The following is a 17,598-nucleotide window of genomic DNA, read 5'->3' as shown; positions in this document are numbered from 1 at the left end:
CGAACTTATTCGGTATGCTGCATCGACTGCATCCTTTTTAACATCGCTTGCGCCTTCTCGGGATCGTTCTCCAAAGCAATGTGGTACTCTAGCATCAGGTTCAGCGTAGCCAGCATGTGGTCATACTCCTCCTTCTTGCGCTCGATCTCATCGATCTTGGAGGAGATCCATTCGATGACTTGTTGATTGCTGCGCGTGTTCGTATCGTGATCCTTCAGGATGTCCTTCAGCTCCATGAGCGAACAGCCGATGCCCTGGAACTTCTTGATCAGTTTCATGCGTTCGAGCGCTGCGTCCGAATAGTTACGATAGTTATTGTTATCCCGCTGGACATGGCGAGTGTCCAATAAGCCTTCCTTCTCATAATAACGAATGGTGTGAATCGATAATCCGGTCTTGTCGGCGAGTTCCTGAATTTTCATGAATGACGCTCCTCCTTGAACGCTTGCTATAGAGTTAACTCTATAGTTTACAGTAAAGTGGTCAAGATCAAAAGCAAAAGGGGAGATCATCATGCGTATTTTCGTTACGGGAGCAACAGGATACATCGGTTCTGCCGTCGTCCAGGAACTAATTCATGCCGGCCACCAGGTCGTCGGTTTGACTCGCTCGGATAAAGGCGTCGCGCAACTTAAGGAAGCCGGAGCCGAAGCGCATATCGGGTCGTTGGAAGACCTGGGAAGCCTCCGCAGTGGAGCTGCAGCTGCAGACGGCGTCATTCATCTGGCGTTCAATCACGACTTCTCAGACTTCCCGGGGGCGCTCAGGACCGATCTTCAAGCCATCGAAGCGATCGGCGAAGTGCTCACAGGTTCCGGCAAGCCTTTCGTAATTACGGCTCACGCGAATGGGGAAGCGTCAGAGAATGCAGTGATGGCACTAGCTCAGCAAGGGGTGCGCACATCGATCGTGTCGTTAGCGCCAACCGTGCACGGCGAGGGCGACAAAGGTTTTGTGCCAACGTTGATCAACATCGCGCGAAGCAAAAGCGTGTCTGCCTACATCGGCGACGGGGCCAACCGTTGGCCGGCTGTCCACCGTCTAGATGCAGCGTCCCTGTTCCGCTTGGCGGTAGAGTCCGCTCCGGCCGGGTCGCGGTTGGACGGTGTAGCTGACGAGGGCGTGCCATTCCGAGACATCGCGGGCGTCATCGGCGAGCGCCTGAACCTCCCGGCGAGCAGCATTCCACGCGAAGAGGCAAGCGCCCATTTCGGATTTCTAGGCATACTCGCAGGGCTCGATATTCCGAGGTCGAGCGCACAGACGCAAGCCCTAGTGGGATGGCGTCCCGTACACGCGGCGCTGATGCCGGACCTTGAACAAGGACACTATTTCAACAACGAATCGGTTTAAGCAGGAAACTTGCCGTTAGCGACGTCGCGGGTGCCAATTGCATTTTGCCAGGCATTTAAGGCATATTAGCATTAGGTGTCTGGGTACGGACCCGCTACTCAAGGGTATTGGAGGTTGTTCTGTCATGTCGGATAACAACGCAAGCGGCAATCCGGGCAAAATGCACTTCATGTTATGGTCCACGCCGCCAAGGGCAACGTTCTCGGAGGATATGACGGCCGAAGAACGCAGCACGATGCACCAGCATATCGCCTATTGGACGGAAAAGCAGAATCAGGGGATTGCCCTTGTTTTCGGACCTGTCCGGAAAAAGGACGATCCGCATGGCCTCGCCGTCATCGAGGTGGAGCATGCCGATCAAGTCCCGCAACTCATCGCAGAAGATCCCGCCGTTATTGCGGGAATTATGACGACGGAGTTTTATCCGATGATGGCCGTTGTGCCCAAATAACAGACAGCATGACATGTGAAGCCATCCCGCAAAGGATGGCTTCGAGCCATGGATAGATTGCTAGCGGTAGGCCATAATAGATAGAAAGGCTATTCTACTAGAATGGGAGGGATCAATAATGTCATCTATCGTTGATTTTAAGAACGTGTCTACGGTTGGGGTAGAGTCCTCGCCGGTAGCAGAGGCGCTGGCAGGCTTACGTGCCAATGAAGCCCGGTACTTCATGAATAAGTACAAACATGTATTTACGGTGGTACCCGCTAGCGAAAGTCAGGAGACCCTCGATTACGTGAACCGCGTCTTGCAGGAAGAACGTAATCTTGCATTTGCTGCCCGACCGCTGGAGACGTCGCGGTTTCAGGTGGAGAATATCCAATTCGCCTACGTATTTTATGAGGACGGGCTCTCAATCAACGTCATGTATACCGTGGACGACCCGAAGAAGCGGGCCGTCGGGTTCAAGCTGTCGGAAGGGATGGAGATCCCGCAGGAGCTTGAAGGGAAGTTTAAGTTCGCGAGGCAGAAGTCTGCATTGGCCGGAACGATTCGAGGCTCGTATTTTGTCATTAAAGGCGAATATTAAGTTATGAAGGGAAGGGCACCTGGCAGAAGCCAGTGATGGCGCTCATAGCCGCGCGACCAAATAAGTCAGGCATCGCTCGATCTAGGATGCCCAGGCTGTCGAGAACGTTTCGACGGCCTTTTTCTATGCCCTTTTACGCCATTCCCCGACATTCCCCGCATAACTTTGGACCTCGATATTGCCCTCTTACCCACGAGTTACGACCGCTTAGCCGATAACTATTCCGCAATGGCCGGACCGCCGCTTAAATTAAGGTATGCAAGCAACGTGAAACGAAAGGTGGTCCATATGAAACTAGCCATTCGGATTATTGTCGGCGTCGTCGTCTTTGTGGGCATTGGAATCGGCGTATTAGCCTATGTGAACCGGCCGATATCGGAGGAGGCCGCAACGGAGAAGATTGAACGGCATTTAACGAAAGTCGTCTCCAACAATGAATCGTTATCCGGCGCCTTATTAACGATCGCCTCCGGGCAGACCGGCTACTTGGAACAATTCGCGGCAGGAACGACGCATCACGGCACAAGCGATCCGGTTCGCACCGATAGTCCCTATCATGCAGCCAGCGTCGGCAAGACGATGTGCGCGGCGATCTTCGGTCTGTTAGTCGACGAGGGGAGAATCAGCTTCGACGATACGATCGCCTCTTGGCTGCATGCCAATACCTTGAAGGGGCTCTTCGTCGTGGATGGCACGGATTATAGTGATCAGGTAACGGTTAGACAACTTCTTAGCCACACATCCGGCGTTGCCGACTATTTTGAAGGACCGGTAACCAGCGGGCAGCCCATGCTGGAGATGATCACGGCTAATCCCGATCTCTCCTTCACTCCGGCAGATCTGATTGCGTTCACGCGGGATCGGCAAGAGCCTGTAGGAACGCCGGGCCAACAATTCCATTACTCCGATACGGGCTATGTGCTGTTGGGATTGATTCTGGAGGCGATTGAGGGCAAGCCGTATGCGAAGATCCTGGAAGAGCGATTATTCGAGCCGCTTGGCATGAAGGACAGCTATTTGTTCGACAAGGATAAGCAGGCGGATAAGCTAGGCCTCTACTTGAACGGCATCGATGTTAGCCAGCGCAATGCGCTATCCGTCGATTGGGCCGGAGGCGGCGTAGTCACCACCATGGATGACCTATTAACGCTCATGCGGGCGCTCGAAGCTGGGGCGTTACTATCAGACGGAGTCTATAGCCAGATGACGGATTTCAGTCAGCGCTATGACAAAGGGATTTATTACGGCATGGGGATGATGTACTTCGATTTCAGAGAGCTGTCATTTCTGTTAGGCACGATGAACGATGTCTACGGCGGCGTCGGAGCTACCGGAACGTATGTTTTATATGACAAGAAGACGGACACCATCTTTATCGCTAACTTCGGATCGCTCGATTTTGCGGAGAAGGGTATCGAAGAATTGGTAAAAATAAGGATGATCTATGATAGAATCAAAGAGAAATAATCACTCCACAACCTCATGAGGAGACACATGATGGTTCAATTATTGTGTTCGAATAAAGTCCATGTCAAGCTGAAGCACGAGTTGGCCAAGTATCAGATCGAGCTGGATCCGGACAGCGACGTGACGCTCGTCGAACGGGGATTCGATATTCCCGGCGATAAGCTAAGCGTCGTCTTCGATGCCATCGACTATATGGATGTCGTTAAGCTGCTGGTGTCCGGCGTTCGGGAGGACCTGCTGGCTTGGCATGCGCTGACGGGCTTAAGCGATAATAAATTCGCGGTGATCGAACCGCGCGATATCGTATTTATCGAAGCGGGTCCGGACGGTCTCATGGCGCATACCAAGTCGAAGCCGTACAGCATCAAAGAAACGTTGCAATACTACGAGAATACTTGGGCGGCCAAAGGCTTCATACGGATCAATAAGTCCCAGCTCGCGAATCTGTTGCATGTCAAAGAGATCGTGCCCTGGTTTAATTCCCGGTACGTCCTGCGCATGGATAACCAGACGGAACTGGAAGTATCGAAAATGTTCTCTAAGAAGCTTAGGAATACACTGAACATATAGGAGAACCGGCATGGAGAATATTCACTTCGGCAATATGATTAAGTCCTTCTTTCTTGGTCTCTTCCTGGGTATCATCCTGCAGGTGTATGACCCGTCCGATGCGCTCTTTGAAGATAAGGTCATGGCCGTTCTAGCCAGCGGCAGCATCGGCTTCATGGTGGGGCTGCTTACGGAATGGCTCACTTCGGTCCTTCCGATTCGCCTCGCGAACGCTCGGATGTACTTTTTTATCAACAACCTTATCGCTTTAGCCGTAACGACGATGATCATGGGGGCCTTGATCCTGATTTCGGGTAGCCGTGCGGGGGACAAAGGGGAATTCGTATCGGCATTGATCATCGTGCTGAGCATCATATGCATAGCGAATCTATTCGACTACTTGATGTATCGTCGGGCGCAGCTTAAATTAAAAAGGTTTCAGGCTTCCTTGGAAGCGAATAGTTATACCGATTGATTACCGATTGAGGAAGCAGCAGAACCGACCGCTAAGGGGGCAATCGTTCATGAAAGACCATAACTATTATGACACGTTTATCGGCGTGGCCGAGGACTGTCCCGTAACAAATGCCGAGATTCCGCAGGCCAAGGGCGATGCGAAGCCCGTTCCCGTTCTTCAGTATGAAATGATCGCCGGCCATCCTTACCGCTATACGCAGGAAGACGTGTTGTTCGAAGTGTACGCGATGCGCAATGAGGTCGCGGAGGAGCAGCGGTCAGCGGCTCGCGAAGCTTTTTTCGCCAAAGGACAGCCTTGTCTGCGGACGTCGTCGCTCGGGAAACGGTACGGCTGGGGATTCCATCACGATACCGAAGGCAAGGTGGCCTTATATGCCGTTGAATCCGAGGCGTATGGGGATCTGTCGCAGGATGCCAGCCTCAAGCAGGTGAAAGCGATGCGCTCGAGCCGAGCCAAGCCTTAAAGCGGGCCATATCCCCAAAAAGTCAAAAACGTGGAAAAAACTTGAAATCCCTCGCCAACTTCATCCGTATACCAATAGCAGAGCAAGCCAATATTAACGACGAGTGGCTTTGTCGGTGTGCGGTACTTACCATGAAGTAAAGGGGAGAACTCAAGTTGGATTCCTTATGGTTAGAGTATGCGTGGGCACTACTCATTCTGATCGGTCTGGAAGGATTGCTGTCGGCGGATAACGCGCTCGTCTTGGCGGTCATTGCGAAGCATCTGCCGGAGGATCAGAAGAAGAGGGCCATCAACTATGGTATCATCATGGCGTTCGTGTTCCGGTTCGCGGCGCTGTTTGCGATCTCTTTCATTGCGAATGTGTGGCAGATCCAGGCGATCGGGGCGGCGTACCTGTTGTACCTCGGCCTGAAGCACATCATTAAGGCGAAGTTCGGCAAGGAGAACGAGAACATCCGCGAAGACGTCAAGAAGGACGCCGCAGGCAAAGGATTCTGGCCGACCGTAGGCAAAATCGCGCTGGCGGATCTCGCCTTCGCGATCGACTCCATTCTGGCTGCGGTGGCGCTCGCGCTCGGACTGCCGGATTCGCCGCTCGATAATTTCGGCGGAATGGACGGCGGCAAATTCATCGTCGTCGTTCTTGGCGGAATCGCGGGCCTCGTCTTGATCAAATTCGCGGCCACTTGGTTCGTCAAGCTGCTAGCTGACCGTCCGGCACTGGAGACAACGGCGTACGCGATCGTTGCTTGGGTCGGCGTGAAGCTTGCGGTCATTACGCTCGCACACGAAGATATCGGCGTGCTGGATCATCATTTTCCGCATAGCACGACCTGGACGATCATCTTCTATGCGGTGTTAGTGGGGATCGCGCTCCTCGGCTGGTTCACCCCGGCGAGTAAAAATAAATCGGAGGCGGATTCCCTCTAAGCCGCCGAAGCTCCGAATCGTCTATGCAACAAATAATGGCCAGTCCCGCATCGGGGCTGGCCACTTGCTTGTCTCACCGTGCATCTATGCTGCTCGTCCGTCCGTTCACCACGCGCCAATTCCCGTTCGCGCCAGCCGTAATGCGGCCCCGTTCCCGAATATAGTCGGCCAGCAGCTCCACCATGTCGGTGGCGATGTCCTTCACGACCGGTTTGTCCTGGAACATCGCGAAGTTGCCGCCGCCGCCCGCCCGGTAATTGTTCATGACGACGTCGAACGGCTCATCCTCAGCCAGCGGCTGGCCGTTAAGCTCCAGCTTGACGACGCGCTGACCGATCGGCTGAGCGATGTCCAGCACATAGTCGATGCCTTCCCACATGTCATAGTTGTAATGCTGCGGCTTCGGCAGGAGGAAGGCATCGCTGACGACGATCTTGCCTTGCGCATCGAGCGCAAAGTATTCCGCAGACTTCTCGAGCGCGCTTCGGATATCACGCCCGGAGATGCGGATCACCTTCAACGTATTCGGATAGATGTAGTTAGAGACGATATCCCGCATCGTGATGCGCGAACCGAAGCCCGGAGACAGATTATCGAACAGGGCGGTGTTCGAGATGCGCGCTCCGGAGACGTCCATTTGCACGCGGTTGATGAACTCGATGAGCGGGTGTTCGCGGAGCCGGACGTCGGCATGCGCGGCAATCGTCATATTGCCGTCCACGAAGCCAATCGGTTGGTCCAGCCACGTCTGCGTTAACGTTTCGACCTCATCGGCGATAAGCTCCATCCTCTCGTCCGCCCCGTAATCCGCGGCGTCGATCAAGGCCGACCGACTGCTCGCCACGCTCCAGCCCGACTCGCCTTGCTCAAGCTCCAGCGTCACTTTCCCCAAGTACCGCCCTTCATTCGCAGGCTGCACCACGCACACGCCGTTAATGTGGCAGCTCTCAATCGTGCGATGCTGATGGCCGGTCAGCAGCACATTGATGCCCTCCACCTGCTGGCAGAGTGCATACCCGACATTCTCGCCCGTCAGCGGCTCCGTCGGTACGCCTGTCTCCACGTCACGCTCGAAGCCGCCGTGGTACGACACAACGACGACGTCGACGCGTTCCTCTCGTTTCATCACATCGACCCAATGCCGAGCGGTTTCCACCGGATCGTCAAAAAGGATTCCCTCAATATGCTGCGGCTGCTCCCAGTTCGGGATATACGACGTCGTCAAGCCCAACACCCCGATCCGCACGCCGTTATCCAGCTCGCGAACGAGATACGGTTTGCCGAACAACGGCGCGCCGGTTGCCGCCTCCCGAATATTGGCCGACAGCCAAGGGAAGCCGGACGCTTCAACCGCGCTGCGCAAGTAGGGCAGCCCGTAGTTAAATTCATGGTTGCCGAGCACGGCGGCGTCGTAGCGCAGCTCGTTCATGCAAGCGACGACGGGATTCGCCGGCTCAGCGTTGACCCGCGCATGATAGTACGTCAGCGGTGTGCCCTGCAGCGCATCCCCGTTATCGATCAGCAGCGTATGCGCATGCAGCTGCCGTTGCTCCTTCACGATGTTCGCCACCCGGGCAAGCCCGTGCCCGACCTCATCGCGGGTAGCGTAGCTTCGAGGACAGATAAAACCGTGCAGATCGCTGGTTGCCAACAGCACCACTTCGCATTGTTCGACTCGCATCTTGTCTTCCCACTCCTATACCTAGCCAGATTGCCCCCATTCTAGCACAAAGCCTCTAGCAGATTGAACGAATCTAGCGCGATTTACAAGTTCTTTAACTCCCTCTGACGAGTCGTTAATAAAGCCGTTATATACTGCTGAAGTGATCGAGTTCCAACAGAATATATAAAAAGTGGTGGAGGTTTCCAAGTGAAGAACACATTCAAAATGCTTACGACTGCCGTATTGGCCATCGGGTTGCTCGCGGGCTGCGGGTCGAACAATGCCAACAACAGCGGGAACAACGCTGCAGGCAATGCGGGAAATACGGGTACGCAGACAGAAACGAACGCGGCGGAGACGCCTGCAGCAGATACGGCCAAGACGATCGACGTGTTGAAAGTAAGCTTCGTCCCTTCCAAAGATCCGGAGCAAATCATCACGACAACCGAGCCGCTCAAAGAGTTGCTGAAGAATCAGCTGGCGACGCAAGGCTATAACGTAGGCAGCGTGCAAATCGACGTAGGCACGACTTACGAAGCAGTAGGCGAGGCGCTTAGCGCGGGTACGACGGACATCGGCCTGATCCCTGGCGGTACATACACGCTGTATGACGATGGCGCCGAAGTTATTCTGACGGCGACGCGCAAAGCGCTGTCGAACGACTCGGACAATGCGAAGGACTGGAACGACAACAAGCCGACGACGGGCTTGGATGATCAGCAAGCTTCTTACTACCGCGCACTGTTCATCGCAGGTCCTTCCGCCAAAGGCCAAGAGCTCTCGGCGAAAGTGAACAAAGGCGAAGAGCTGACATGGGAAGATCTCGACAGCGCCAACTGGGCGGTCATGTCCACTTCCTCTTCCGCTGGCTACATCTATCCGACGCTGTGGCTGCAGAACAAATTCAGCAAAGGCCTGACGGATCTGAGCAAAGTGACGCAATCCGATTCCTACGGCAGCTCGTTCGCGCGTCTGGCCGCAGGACAAGCCGACGTCATCGTCGCTTATGCCGACGCACGCCGCGACAATGAAGAGAAGTGGACCAGCGAGTACGGCGGCAAAGGCACGATCTGGGATGACACGAACGTCATCGCCGTGACGGAGCCGATCTACAACGACACGATCAGCGTGAGCAAGAACTCGCCGATCATGAACGACGACCTGAAGAAGGCGCTGCAAGAAGCGTTCATCGCCATTGCCGGCACGGACCAAGGCAAAGAGGTTATCGCGATCTACTCGCATGAAGGGTACAAGGAAGCGCAATCGGCGGATTACGACGGCGAGCGTAAAGCCCAGGAATTACTGCGCAGCATGAAATAGATTGAGTGGGGATGCAACCAATCTATTCGCCAGAATGCTGCATCCCTTTCCTATGGATGCAAACCAATCTATTCGCCAGAATGCTGCATCCCTATCCCATGGATGCAAACCAATCTATTTCGCCAGAATGCTGCATCCCTTTCCCATGGATGCAAACCAATCTGTCTGAGAACATCATGAAACCGTGATGTTCTCATTCTCTTTTTCTACCAATCTACGATTAAAGGATTGAATGCCACCGATGATTGCCTTCATAGAAGTGAACAAGACCTACCCCAATGGGACAGCCGCGCTGCAGAACATTAACTTAACGATCGAACAGGGCGAATTCGTGGCGGTCATCGGCCTGTCCGGAGCGGGCAAGTCGACGCTCATCCGCTGCATTAACCGGATGCACGACATTACGAGCGGCAAGCTCATCGTCGACGACGTGGATGTGTCGAAGCTCAAAGGCGCGCATATCCGCAAGTTCCGCCGCCGCATCGGGATGATCTTCCAATCGTTCAACCTGGTGACCCGCGCGACCGTGCTGAGCAATGTGCTCGTCTCCTTCGTCCCGGAACTGCCGATGTGGCGCAAATGGACGGGGATGTTCACCAAGCAGCACAAGATCCAAGCGCTCGAGGCGCTCGATAAAGTCGGCATTCTCGACAAAGCGTTCATGCGCGTCGACCAATTGTCCGGCGGTCAGCAGCAGCGGGTGGCGCTGGCGCGGACGCTCGCTCAGAATCCCGACATCATTCTGGCGGACGAACCGATCGCTTCTCTCGATCCCGTTACCTCGCGCATCGTCATGGACGACTTCAAGCGGATCAATAAGGAGCTGAACATCTCCGTCATTATGAATATTCATCACGTGGAGATCGCCCTGGAATACGCGGACCGGATTATCGGCATCCGCAAAGGCGAAGTGGTGTTCGACGGCGCAACGTCGAAGGTGACGCAAGCCATTCTGCAAGACATCTACGGCGGCAAGTGGGAAGCGGAACAAGCGGCCATCGAGGAGCAGGCGTCCTATGTGGGATAAGCTGTTTCCACCCAAACCGATAGCGCTTGCGAACGGGAAGGTCGTGCTGCAGAAAAGGTCCCGTGTCCCGCTGATCGTCCTTATCCTGATCGTCTGCACGGTAGCCTCGGCGAGATTCACGGGCTTCAGCTTCCAAGTGCTCTGGAAGAGGATGCACGAGTTCTTCACCCTCTTCCGCGCCATGATTCCGCCGGACTGGGGCAGTCTCGCCGATATTTGGCAGCCGCTGCTCGACACGATCAAGATGTCCTTGCTCGGCTCCATGATCGGCGCCTTGCTAGCCTTGCCTGTCGCCGTAGCGGCTTCGGCCAACATCGTGCAATCGAGAGCGATTGTTGCCGTGAGCAAAACGGTGCTCAGTCTGCTGCGGACCTTGCCGACGCTCGTAAGCGCCCTGATTGCCACGTTCGTGTTCGGCCTGGGACCGATGGCGGGAACGGTCGCGATTATGCTGTTCACGATCGCCTACGTCGGCAAGCTGCTGTATGAACAGATCGAGAACGTCGATATGGGAGCCTTTGAGGCGATGGAGTCGATCGGCATGACGAGGATCGAAGCGTTCCGCTTCGCGATCATTCCGCAGGTGCTCCCGGGCTATATCTCGACGTCGCTCTATTGTTTCGAGGGCAATGTGCGCTATGCGGCGATTCTCGGGTATGTCGGCGCCGGCGGCATCGGGCTGCTGATCAACGAGGGGCTCGGCTGGCGCGATTATCCGGCGGTGGGGATGATCATTCTCGTGCTGATCGTGACCGTCACCATTATCGAGAGCGTCAGCGAGCATTTCCGACGCAAGCTCATCTAAGGAGAACTTTACGCTTATGAATCACATCGAGAAACAATTGTCGGCCGCGCCGCGCCAGCAGTTCTATATCGCGACCATAGCGGGAATTATCGCCGTGCTGTTCATCTGGTCGTTCACGGCGGTCAACTTTAACGATATCGAGCAAAGCGGTCTTAAGATCGCCCGCAATATTGTCTACGGACTTACGCATCCGGATACGGCGCTGCTGTTCAACGTGACGAAGCAAAGCGTGCTGTATCTGCTCGTCGAGACGGTCGCCATCGCCTTCCTGGGCACGGTCGTCGGCGCTGTGCTTGCCGTGCCGCTCGCCTTCCTGGCCGCTTCCAACGTCGTGCCGAAGCCGGTTGCCTGGATCACCAGGCTGCTGCTTATCGCGATCCGTACCATTCCGGCGCTGGTGTACGGGCTTATCTTCATCCGCGTGACCGGACCGGGGCCGTTCGCCGGGGTGCTCACCGTCGGTCTGACGTCGATCGGCATGCTCGCCAAGCTCTACATGGACGCGATCGAGGAGCTCGATACCCGCGTGCTCGAATCGATGAAGTCGATCGGTTGCACCACCTTCGAGAAGATCCGCTTCGGTATCGTGCCGCAGCTGTTATCCGTCTTCCTATCGGTGATGATCTATCGCTTCGATATGAACATGCGCGAAGCGTCGATCCTGGGTCTTGTCGGTGCAGGGGGCATCGGCGCGCCGCTCATCTTCGCCATGCGAAGCTACAAGTGGGACCAGGTCGGCTCGATCCTGATCGGGCTGGTCGTCCTGATTCTCATCATTGAATTCGTCTCGGGCAAGCTGCGTTCGAAGCTGGTCAAGGGATAATTCGTAACGAAGGCCCGCCTGGTTGGCGGGCCTTTAACTTTTTCTCGACAATCACGATCATCCTTAGCGGATAATCGGTTATGATGGTCATGATTGGAGGTGCTTGATGAAATTAGAGCGGTTGATCGCGATTATATACAAGCTGCTGAATCACGAGGTGCTGTCGGCCTCCGTGCTCGCAGAGGAATTCCAGGTGTCACCGAGAACGATCTATCGCGATATCGACGTAATCTGCGCAGCGGGATTCCCGGTCGTGTCGTATCAAGGAATGAACGGCGGCTATGGCATCATGGACGGCTATAAGATGGATCGGAGCCTGCTCGGGTCGTACGATGTTCAAGCGCTGGTCACGGTACTCCGCAGTCTGTCGACCGTATTCGAGGACGAGCGCGCGCAAGGGACCATCGAAAGGCTGCAGACGATCGAGACGGGGCAGGATACGCCAAGTGTGGCGGTCAATCTGGAGACGCACCGTTCAGCTGTCGACGTCCTTCGAAATCTGCGCACCGCGATTACCGGGCGTAACGTCGTCCGCTTCGAATATATTAATGCCAAGAATGAGCGTACGACGAGGGAGATGGAACCGCTCAAGCTCCACTTCAAGTACAGCACATGGTATATGTACGGGTTCTGCCGAACGCGGCGGGATTACCGGGAATTCCGGCTGTCCCGGCTAATGGATTTGTCCGTCACCGAGGAGAAGTTCGAGCCGCATCACGATGTGGCGGAAGACGCCGCCGCGGCCAAGGCATGGCAAGGCCAGCAGGAGGATGTCGTCATCCGGGTAGGTACGGAGGCGCTTGCGGAGGCGATGGACCACTTTCATCAGGCAGAGCGGGAATTCCATGCCGACGGGAGCATGACGATGCGGATCCCGGTCTATCAGCCGCTAGGGGCCAAATGGCTGTGGTCTATTCTGCTCAGCCTCGGCAGCGGGGTAGAGGTGTTGGAGCCGATCGCGCTGCGCGGCATCCTGAAGGAGCAGCTTCAACGCGCGCAGAAGTTTTATGAAGATGTATGACAGTCTGTTGTCATACATCTTTTTTTATTATAGATACAAGAACTTCAGTTCATAGCTGACCCGCCAGAAGGAGACGATACGAATGACGAATTATCCCGTAACGATGTACAACTACCACACCTGGGCGAACCAAACGATTCTTGGCCGAATCAAGGAACTGCCGCCTGCCGTTCTGAGTCAGGAAGTGAACAGCTCGTTCCCGACCGTCGCGCACGCGCTTAGCCATCTCTATGCGGTGGACACGATGTGGTATCAAGTGCTGACGGGCACGGGCATGCCGGAGGCGCTGCAAGCAAGTATGCCGCTTAACGCGCGAATCTTGTCCACGGTGGATGAGTATGCGGATGCCTTCAGCGAGTTATCGGAGCGAATGGACGTATGGTTACGCAGCGAGCCCGATCTCGAGCAGGCGATCCTGCTCGATAATCCGTTCGCCGGCCTTCGCCAGACCCGCTTATCGGAGATCGTGCTGCATCTAGTCAACCACGGCACTTACCATAGAGGGAATGTGTCCACGATGCTGCGCCAGATGGGCCATGCTTCGGTGATGCAGGATTACGCGCTGTTCTGGTACCAACAGCAGTCTGAAGCGGCGGCCGGAAGCCATGGAGATTAGCACTTTCATTCCGGCAACAACAAGGGAAGAACTGAGGAATTGGCTGCAGGAGAATGGGAAGAGCGAATCTTGCTGCTGGGTCGTCGTCACCATGACGCAAGCTCCGGGTAGGCTGCTGTATTTGGAAGCGGTCGAAGAGGCGTTGTGTTTCGGCTGGATCGATGGGGTTAAGAAGAAACTCGCGGACGGTCGGCTGGCGCAGAGACTGTCTCCCAGAAGCCGCAGAAGCTCATGGACGGAACTGAACAAGGCACGCGTCCGCCGCCTCGGGCGATTGGGGCTTATGACGGACCAGGGAAGAAAGGTGCTTCCTGCCATGGACCCCGAGTCATTCGCCATCGATCCGGACATCGAACGACGGCTGCGGGAAGACGAGCACGTCTATGCGAACTTTGCGGCATTCCCCGATCTATACAAGCGGGTAAGGATCGACACGATTCAGAGCTGTCGCAATCAGCCCGAATTGTTCGAGCACCGGTTAGCCAAATTCATCGCCAATACAAGAAACAACCGGATGTACGGCCAATGGCACGATCATGGGCGCTTGCTCGAATAAGGGGCAAGCGCTTGATGGTCATGACAGAGCGAGTCTTCCCCAGATATGGCCGCTGAAGAGGGCGCTCAACCGGCTCATGCCGGCACCGGGTTTCTATAGAAGGTCGGGCTGCCGTTTACCCACATACTTGAACGCATGCATATGCGTCTTGGTCAGGTCGATCACTTCCTGGATGAAGATCTCCTGCGATTCGCGGAAGCCGCTCGTAATCCAGGTGCGCACCAGGCCATAGAAGCCGTAGGCGGTGTATTGCTTAAAGTAGTCCATGTTGACGGGGATATTGTTGATCGTCTCGAATTGGAACTGCTCCATGTAGATCTTCAGGATCGTCTGCGGGAAACCGGTGTGCAGCCCCGGCAGCGTATCGTCATACTGGATGAGATCGAAGAAGTCCCGGTGCTCGTAGATGTAGGTCACGATCTGGAAGGACGGCAGGTTGAGCTTGGCCGTCATGACTTTCTGGCCTGGGATATAAGGCGTGCCGACGGCTTCCTCCAAGCCTTGCATCATCGAGGCGAGCAGATCTTCGGCCAGCTCGATTTTGTCCTGGTAATGGACGTAGAAGGTGCTGCGGTTGTAGGCGGCCTGACTGACGATGTCTCGGACGGAGACCGCATGGTAGCCCTTATCCTTAATCAGCTTGATGAGGGCGGATTTCAGATGCTCCCTGGTCCGGTTCCGTCGCAGAGATGTCACAAGATGTTCATCGTTCATACAAAAAATCTCTCCCGAACAAGACACTTTCCCTTGATGTGTCTACGAATTGGACAGTCGCGATAATCTTGCTGATTGGTTCGTGGTAGGCACAGGCGTACAATTAAAGATGTTAACGCAACATAGTACGGCGCCAAGCAAGGTGCCTGCTATTAAAAATATTGTACTGGAGGAATCCACGATGGGCAAACTTCAAGGGAAAGTCGCAGTGATTACAGGTGGAGCATCCGGTATCGGGGCAGCTACGGCGCGCTTATTCGTCTCGGAAGGCGCGAAAGTGGTGCTGGTCGATCTGAACGAAGAGAAGGGCAAAGCATTCGAGAGCGAGCTGAAAGCATCCCAGGCGGAAGCGCTGTTCGTCAAAGCGAACATCACGAGCGAAGAAGATGTCGCGAACGTTTTCGAACAAGCGGTCGCAACATTCGGTAAAGTAGACGTCGTGTTCAACAACGCAGGGATTGGCCGCGTAACGCCAACACACGACCTCGATTATGCGGAATGGCGCAATACGGTTAACGTCGACCTCGACGGCGTATTCCTGGTGGCTCGTGCTTCGATCCGCGAAATGCTCAAAGCAGGCGGCGGCGTCATCGTCAACACGGCTTCGATGTACGGTTGGGTCGGTTCGCCGGGTTCGGCTGCGTACAACGCGGCTAAAGGCGGCGTCGTGAACTTGACCCGTTCGCTCGGTCTGGAATATGCCGAGCACAACATTCGCGTGAACGCTCTGTGCCCAGGCTTCATCGACACGCCGATCATTCCGGAAGAAAGCAAGCAAGTGCTGGCAACCATGACGCCGATGAAGCGTCTTGGCCAAGCGGAAGAGATGGCCAAAGCCGTTCTGTTCCTCGCGAGCGACGACTCTTCTTACATGACGGGCGGCAGCCTGGTTGTCGACGGCGGATACACCGCGCAATAATGCGACTGCCGGTTCGAAGCCGGAGTGGGCAAGCCTCCTCATAGCGCTATGCATCCAAGAAAGCCTGAAGCGGACGCTTCAGGCTTTTTGCTATTGGATCGCCAAGCTGTTCAGCTCTCCTTCTTATCGGAATCCGGCGATTGCTGCGCAGCCGATTCTGCTTGCGGCTCAGCTGGCTTCGCGGCAGCCGGCTCGACCGCAGGCTGAGGCGGGGGTGAAGGAGGCGTAGGGGCAGGGTTCGGCCTGCGCTCTACCTTGAAGTTAAACTTGCGCAGCAGCAAGATGATCACCAGTACGAGGATAATGAGGAGCAGTACACCGCCGGCGATGAGCAGGATCAGCGTCCAGTTGAGTCCGGTATCCGGTTCGTTGTTCACCGCCATGCGGGAATCGGATATGAACGTCTGAATGTACGGGTAGCCGGGATTGAGCTCGTTCACTTCTCTGAATTTGTCGAGCGCCTTGCTGTATTTGCCTTCGTTGAAGAACGTCAGCCCTTCTTTGTACAAAGTGGTCAGCTGGCTTTCCGTCGGCGTCACGTTCAGCTCATTGAGGAATTGCTTGGCAATGCTGACCGGAATGACGAAATTCATGCCCTGCACTTCGGCGCCATTGGAGGAATCGATGCTGCCGAACGTGGCGATCCCGATGACATCCCCTTGCTCGTTAAACACCGGACCGCCGCTGTTGCCGTGCGTCATGGCGGCATCGACCTGCATAATGTCCCAGCCGCCGGGCATCGTCTTGCGGGCGCTGATCAGTCCGGAGGTGAGCGTCGATTCGAGGACGCTCTCATCGGCCAGCATCGGATTGAAGGTGGCTGCGCCCGGATAGCCGATGACGAAGATTTGGTCCCCGGTGCGCAAGCTGCCATCGTCGCCGAGCGGTACGGTCGGGAGATTGTCGCTGTCGATCTTGAGAATCGCGACATCCTTGCCCGGACTTACCTCGCCGCGCTTTTTAACCTCGCTGACGAATCCCTTCTGCATCACTTGAACGCCCGGAATGGCGACGCCCATCTCGGTATACACCTGCGTCGTAATGCCGCTGAGCGTCGCATATTGGATGTAGAAGGTGGCCGCTGCTTCCCGCAGCTGCTGCAGCGTCTCCTCCGTCGGCTCATAGTTGGCGGCGTTCACCTCATTGATGAAGGCGGTCACGTCCTGCTCGATCAGCTCCTGCAGACCGGTCATGATGAGCAGTTCCTTTAGCTGGTCTTCGGGCGTATAGACGACATGAGCATTCGTCAGAATATAGCCGTCAGGGGTAATGATGAACCCCGTCCCCGTAGCCCCGGCTTGCACTTCTTGGGTCGTTACCGTCTTGGTCGGCAGCAGATACTTCAGCGGATCCTTGAAAATATCCTGGAAGATGGCGTCGATGATCGCATTCGGATCGTTCGCTAGCTTGCCGTTCACGATGTCCCGCGCCAGCTTATCCTGCAGCTGCGCCAGCGCTTCTTGCGACATGATGACTTGGGGAATCGAGATGCTCGCCTTGTATAGCGTGGCAATCATGACGACGCCCGGTTTGTTCGTATCCGCCAGCACTCTCGGATCCATCGGTCCTTGATCGGCGTCGGCAGCCGCGGCTTGCTGGCCATAAGCAACCGTCATGAAAGCAAAGGTTAGCAAAAGGATGATCAACCGCAGCAGCATGCGCCTCATCGGCTGAATCCTGTAGGGATGCACCATGAACCAAGCTCCTCCTTCGGTAATCGCAAATATTGGAAGCCAGTGGTAATTATTCAGTACGAAACGATTGTATTTACACGCGGCTCCAAATAGAATGCAACGAAGCGAAAAAGGGGTCTTGAATGGCGTGTTTTTATTGTTAAATGTCTGTTCCTGTCGCCTTA

The 17,598-nt window shown here is 55.4% G+C and carries 20 protein-coding genes; 16 read left to right on the top strand and 4 right to left on the bottom strand.

What is annotated here, in order from left to right:
- Positions 1–5 precede the first annotated feature (5 nt).
- Positions 6–422, bottom strand: a complete 417-nt coding sequence (locus FHS18_RS14375; RefSeq protein WP_183600747.1) for a MerR family transcriptional regulator — start codon at positions 420–422, stop codon at positions 6–8.
- Between the two features lie 91 nt (positions 423–513).
- Here FHS18_RS14375 and FHS18_RS14370 point away from each other — a divergent pair, with 91 nt between their 5' ends.
- The 8 genes from FHS18_RS14370 (at position 514) to FHS18_RS14335 (ending at position 6,276) form a co-directional block, all read left to right on the top strand.
- Positions 514–1,353: an SDR family oxidoreductase gene (locus FHS18_RS14370; RefSeq protein WP_183600746.1), complete on the top strand. Its 840-nt coding sequence runs from the start codon at positions 514–516 to the stop codon at positions 1,351–1,353.
- A gap of 124 nt (positions 1,354–1,477) precedes the next feature.
- A complete protein-coding gene (locus tag FHS18_RS14365) occupies positions 1,478–1,804 on the top strand; it encodes a YciI family protein (protein ID WP_183600745.1) in 327 nt (108 codons plus the stop codon).
- Between the two features lie 118 nt (positions 1,805–1,922).
- Positions 1,923–2,387, top strand: a complete 465-nt coding sequence (locus FHS18_RS14360) for a phage tail protein (protein WP_183600744.1) — start codon at positions 1,923–1,925, stop codon at positions 2,385–2,387.
- Positions 2,388–2,675: 288 nt separating this feature from the next.
- A complete protein-coding gene (locus FHS18_RS14355; RefSeq protein WP_183600743.1) occupies positions 2,676–3,854 on the top strand; it encodes a serine hydrolase domain-containing protein in 1,179 nt (392 codons plus the stop codon).
- Between the two features lie 27 nt (positions 3,855–3,881).
- Complete coding sequence (locus FHS18_RS14350; RefSeq protein ID WP_246427640.1) at positions 3,882–4,424, top strand: LytTR family DNA-binding domain-containing protein; 543 nt, start codon at positions 3,882–3,884, stop codon at positions 4,422–4,424.
- Positions 4,425–4,434: 10 nt separating this feature from the next.
- Positions 4,435–4,878, top strand: coding sequence for a hypothetical protein (locus FHS18_RS14345; RefSeq protein ID WP_183600742.1), 444 nt, complete (start codon positions 4,435–4,437; stop codon positions 4,876–4,878).
- Between the two features lie 49 nt (positions 4,879–4,927).
- Positions 4,928–5,344, top strand: coding sequence for a DUF6157 family protein (locus tag FHS18_RS14340; protein WP_183600741.1), 417 nt, complete (start codon positions 4,928–4,930; stop codon positions 5,342–5,344).
- 155 nt (positions 5,345–5,499) lie between these two features.
- Positions 5,500–6,276 (top strand): TerC family protein, encoded by a 777-nt coding sequence (locus FHS18_RS14335; protein WP_183600740.1) that lies wholly within the window; start codon positions 5,500–5,502, stop codon positions 6,274–6,276.
- A gap of 73 nt (positions 6,277–6,349) precedes the next feature.
- Here FHS18_RS14335 and FHS18_RS14330 read toward each other — a convergent pair whose 3' ends face one another.
- Positions 6,350–7,957: a bifunctional metallophosphatase/5'-nucleotidase gene (locus FHS18_RS14330; RefSeq protein ID WP_183600739.1), complete on the bottom strand. Its 1,608-nt coding sequence runs from the start codon at positions 7,955–7,957 to the stop codon at positions 6,350–6,352.
- Between the two features lie 189 nt (positions 7,958–8,146).
- Between FHS18_RS14330 and FHS18_RS14325 the strand changes: the two genes are divergently transcribed.
- The 7 genes from FHS18_RS14325 (at position 8,147) to FHS18_RS14295 (ending at position 14,107) form a co-directional block, all read left to right on the top strand.
- Entirely contained in the window at positions 8,147–9,259 is a 1,113-nt protein-coding gene (locus tag FHS18_RS14325) for a phosphate/phosphite/phosphonate ABC transporter substrate-binding protein (RefSeq protein WP_409348581.1), read from the top strand.
- Between the two features lie 241 nt (positions 9,260–9,500).
- Entirely contained in the window at positions 9,501–10,286 is a 786-nt protein-coding gene (gene phnC, locus FHS18_RS14320; RefSeq protein ID WP_183600738.1) for a phosphonate ABC transporter ATP-binding protein, read from the top strand.
- A complete protein-coding gene (gene phnE, locus FHS18_RS14315) occupies positions 10,276–11,091 on the top strand; it encodes a phosphonate ABC transporter, permease protein PhnE (protein WP_183600737.1) in 816 nt (271 codons plus the stop codon). Before phnC ends, phnE (FHS18_RS14315) begins: the two co-directional genes overlap by 11 nt.
- Before the next feature lie 16 nt (positions 11,092–11,107).
- On the top strand, positions 11,108–11,914 hold the full coding sequence (gene phnE / locus FHS18_RS14310) for a phosphonate ABC transporter, permease protein PhnE (protein WP_183600736.1): 807 nt from the start codon (positions 11,108–11,110) through the stop codon (positions 11,912–11,914).
- Between the two features lie 106 nt (positions 11,915–12,020).
- Positions 12,021–12,935 carry a helix-turn-helix transcriptional regulator gene (locus tag FHS18_RS14305; RefSeq protein ID WP_183600735.1) on the top strand — a complete coding sequence of 305 codons (915 nt, stop codon included), beginning with the start codon at positions 12,021–12,023 and terminating at the stop codon, positions 12,933–12,935.
- A gap of 82 nt (positions 12,936–13,017) precedes the next feature.
- Positions 13,018–13,551, top strand: a complete 534-nt coding sequence (locus tag FHS18_RS14300; RefSeq protein ID WP_183600734.1) for a DinB family protein — start codon at positions 13,018–13,020, stop codon at positions 13,549–13,551.
- Positions 13,541–14,107: a YdeI/OmpD-associated family protein gene (locus FHS18_RS14295; protein WP_183600733.1), complete on the top strand. Its 567-nt coding sequence runs from the start codon at positions 13,541–13,543 to the stop codon at positions 14,105–14,107. The genes FHS18_RS14300 and FHS18_RS14295 overlap by 11 nt, the downstream gene beginning before the upstream one ends.
- 93 nt (positions 14,108–14,200) lie before the next feature.
- Here FHS18_RS14295 and FHS18_RS14290 read toward each other — a convergent pair whose 3' ends face one another.
- Positions 14,201–14,821, bottom strand: a complete 621-nt coding sequence (locus FHS18_RS14290; protein ID WP_183600732.1) for a TetR/AcrR family transcriptional regulator — start codon at positions 14,819–14,821, stop codon at positions 14,201–14,203.
- Positions 14,822–15,002: 181 nt separating this feature from the next.
- Here FHS18_RS14290 and FHS18_RS14285 point away from each other — a divergent pair, with 181 nt between their 5' ends.
- Positions 15,003–15,740: an SDR family NAD(P)-dependent oxidoreductase gene (locus FHS18_RS14285; protein WP_183600731.1), complete on the top strand. Its 738-nt coding sequence runs from the start codon at positions 15,003–15,005 to the stop codon at positions 15,738–15,740.
- A 110-nt stretch (positions 15,741–15,850) separates the two neighbouring features.
- On the opposite strand, the gene FHS18_RS14280 is transcribed toward FHS18_RS14285, so the two are convergent.
- Entirely contained in the window at positions 15,851–17,434 is a 1,584-nt protein-coding gene (locus FHS18_RS14280) for a S1C family serine protease (protein ID WP_183600730.1), read from the bottom strand.
- Positions 17,435–17,598: the final 164 nt, after the last annotated feature.

The sequence above is a fragment of the Paenibacillus phyllosphaerae genome (genome assembly GCF_014192105.1).
GTDB classification, from domain to species: Bacteria; Bacillota; Bacilli; order Paenibacillales; family Paenibacillaceae; genus Paenibacillus_Z; species Paenibacillus_Z phyllosphaerae.
Note: the sequence above shows the minus strand (reverse complement) of the source record. Positions and strands in the feature narration are given on the sequence as shown.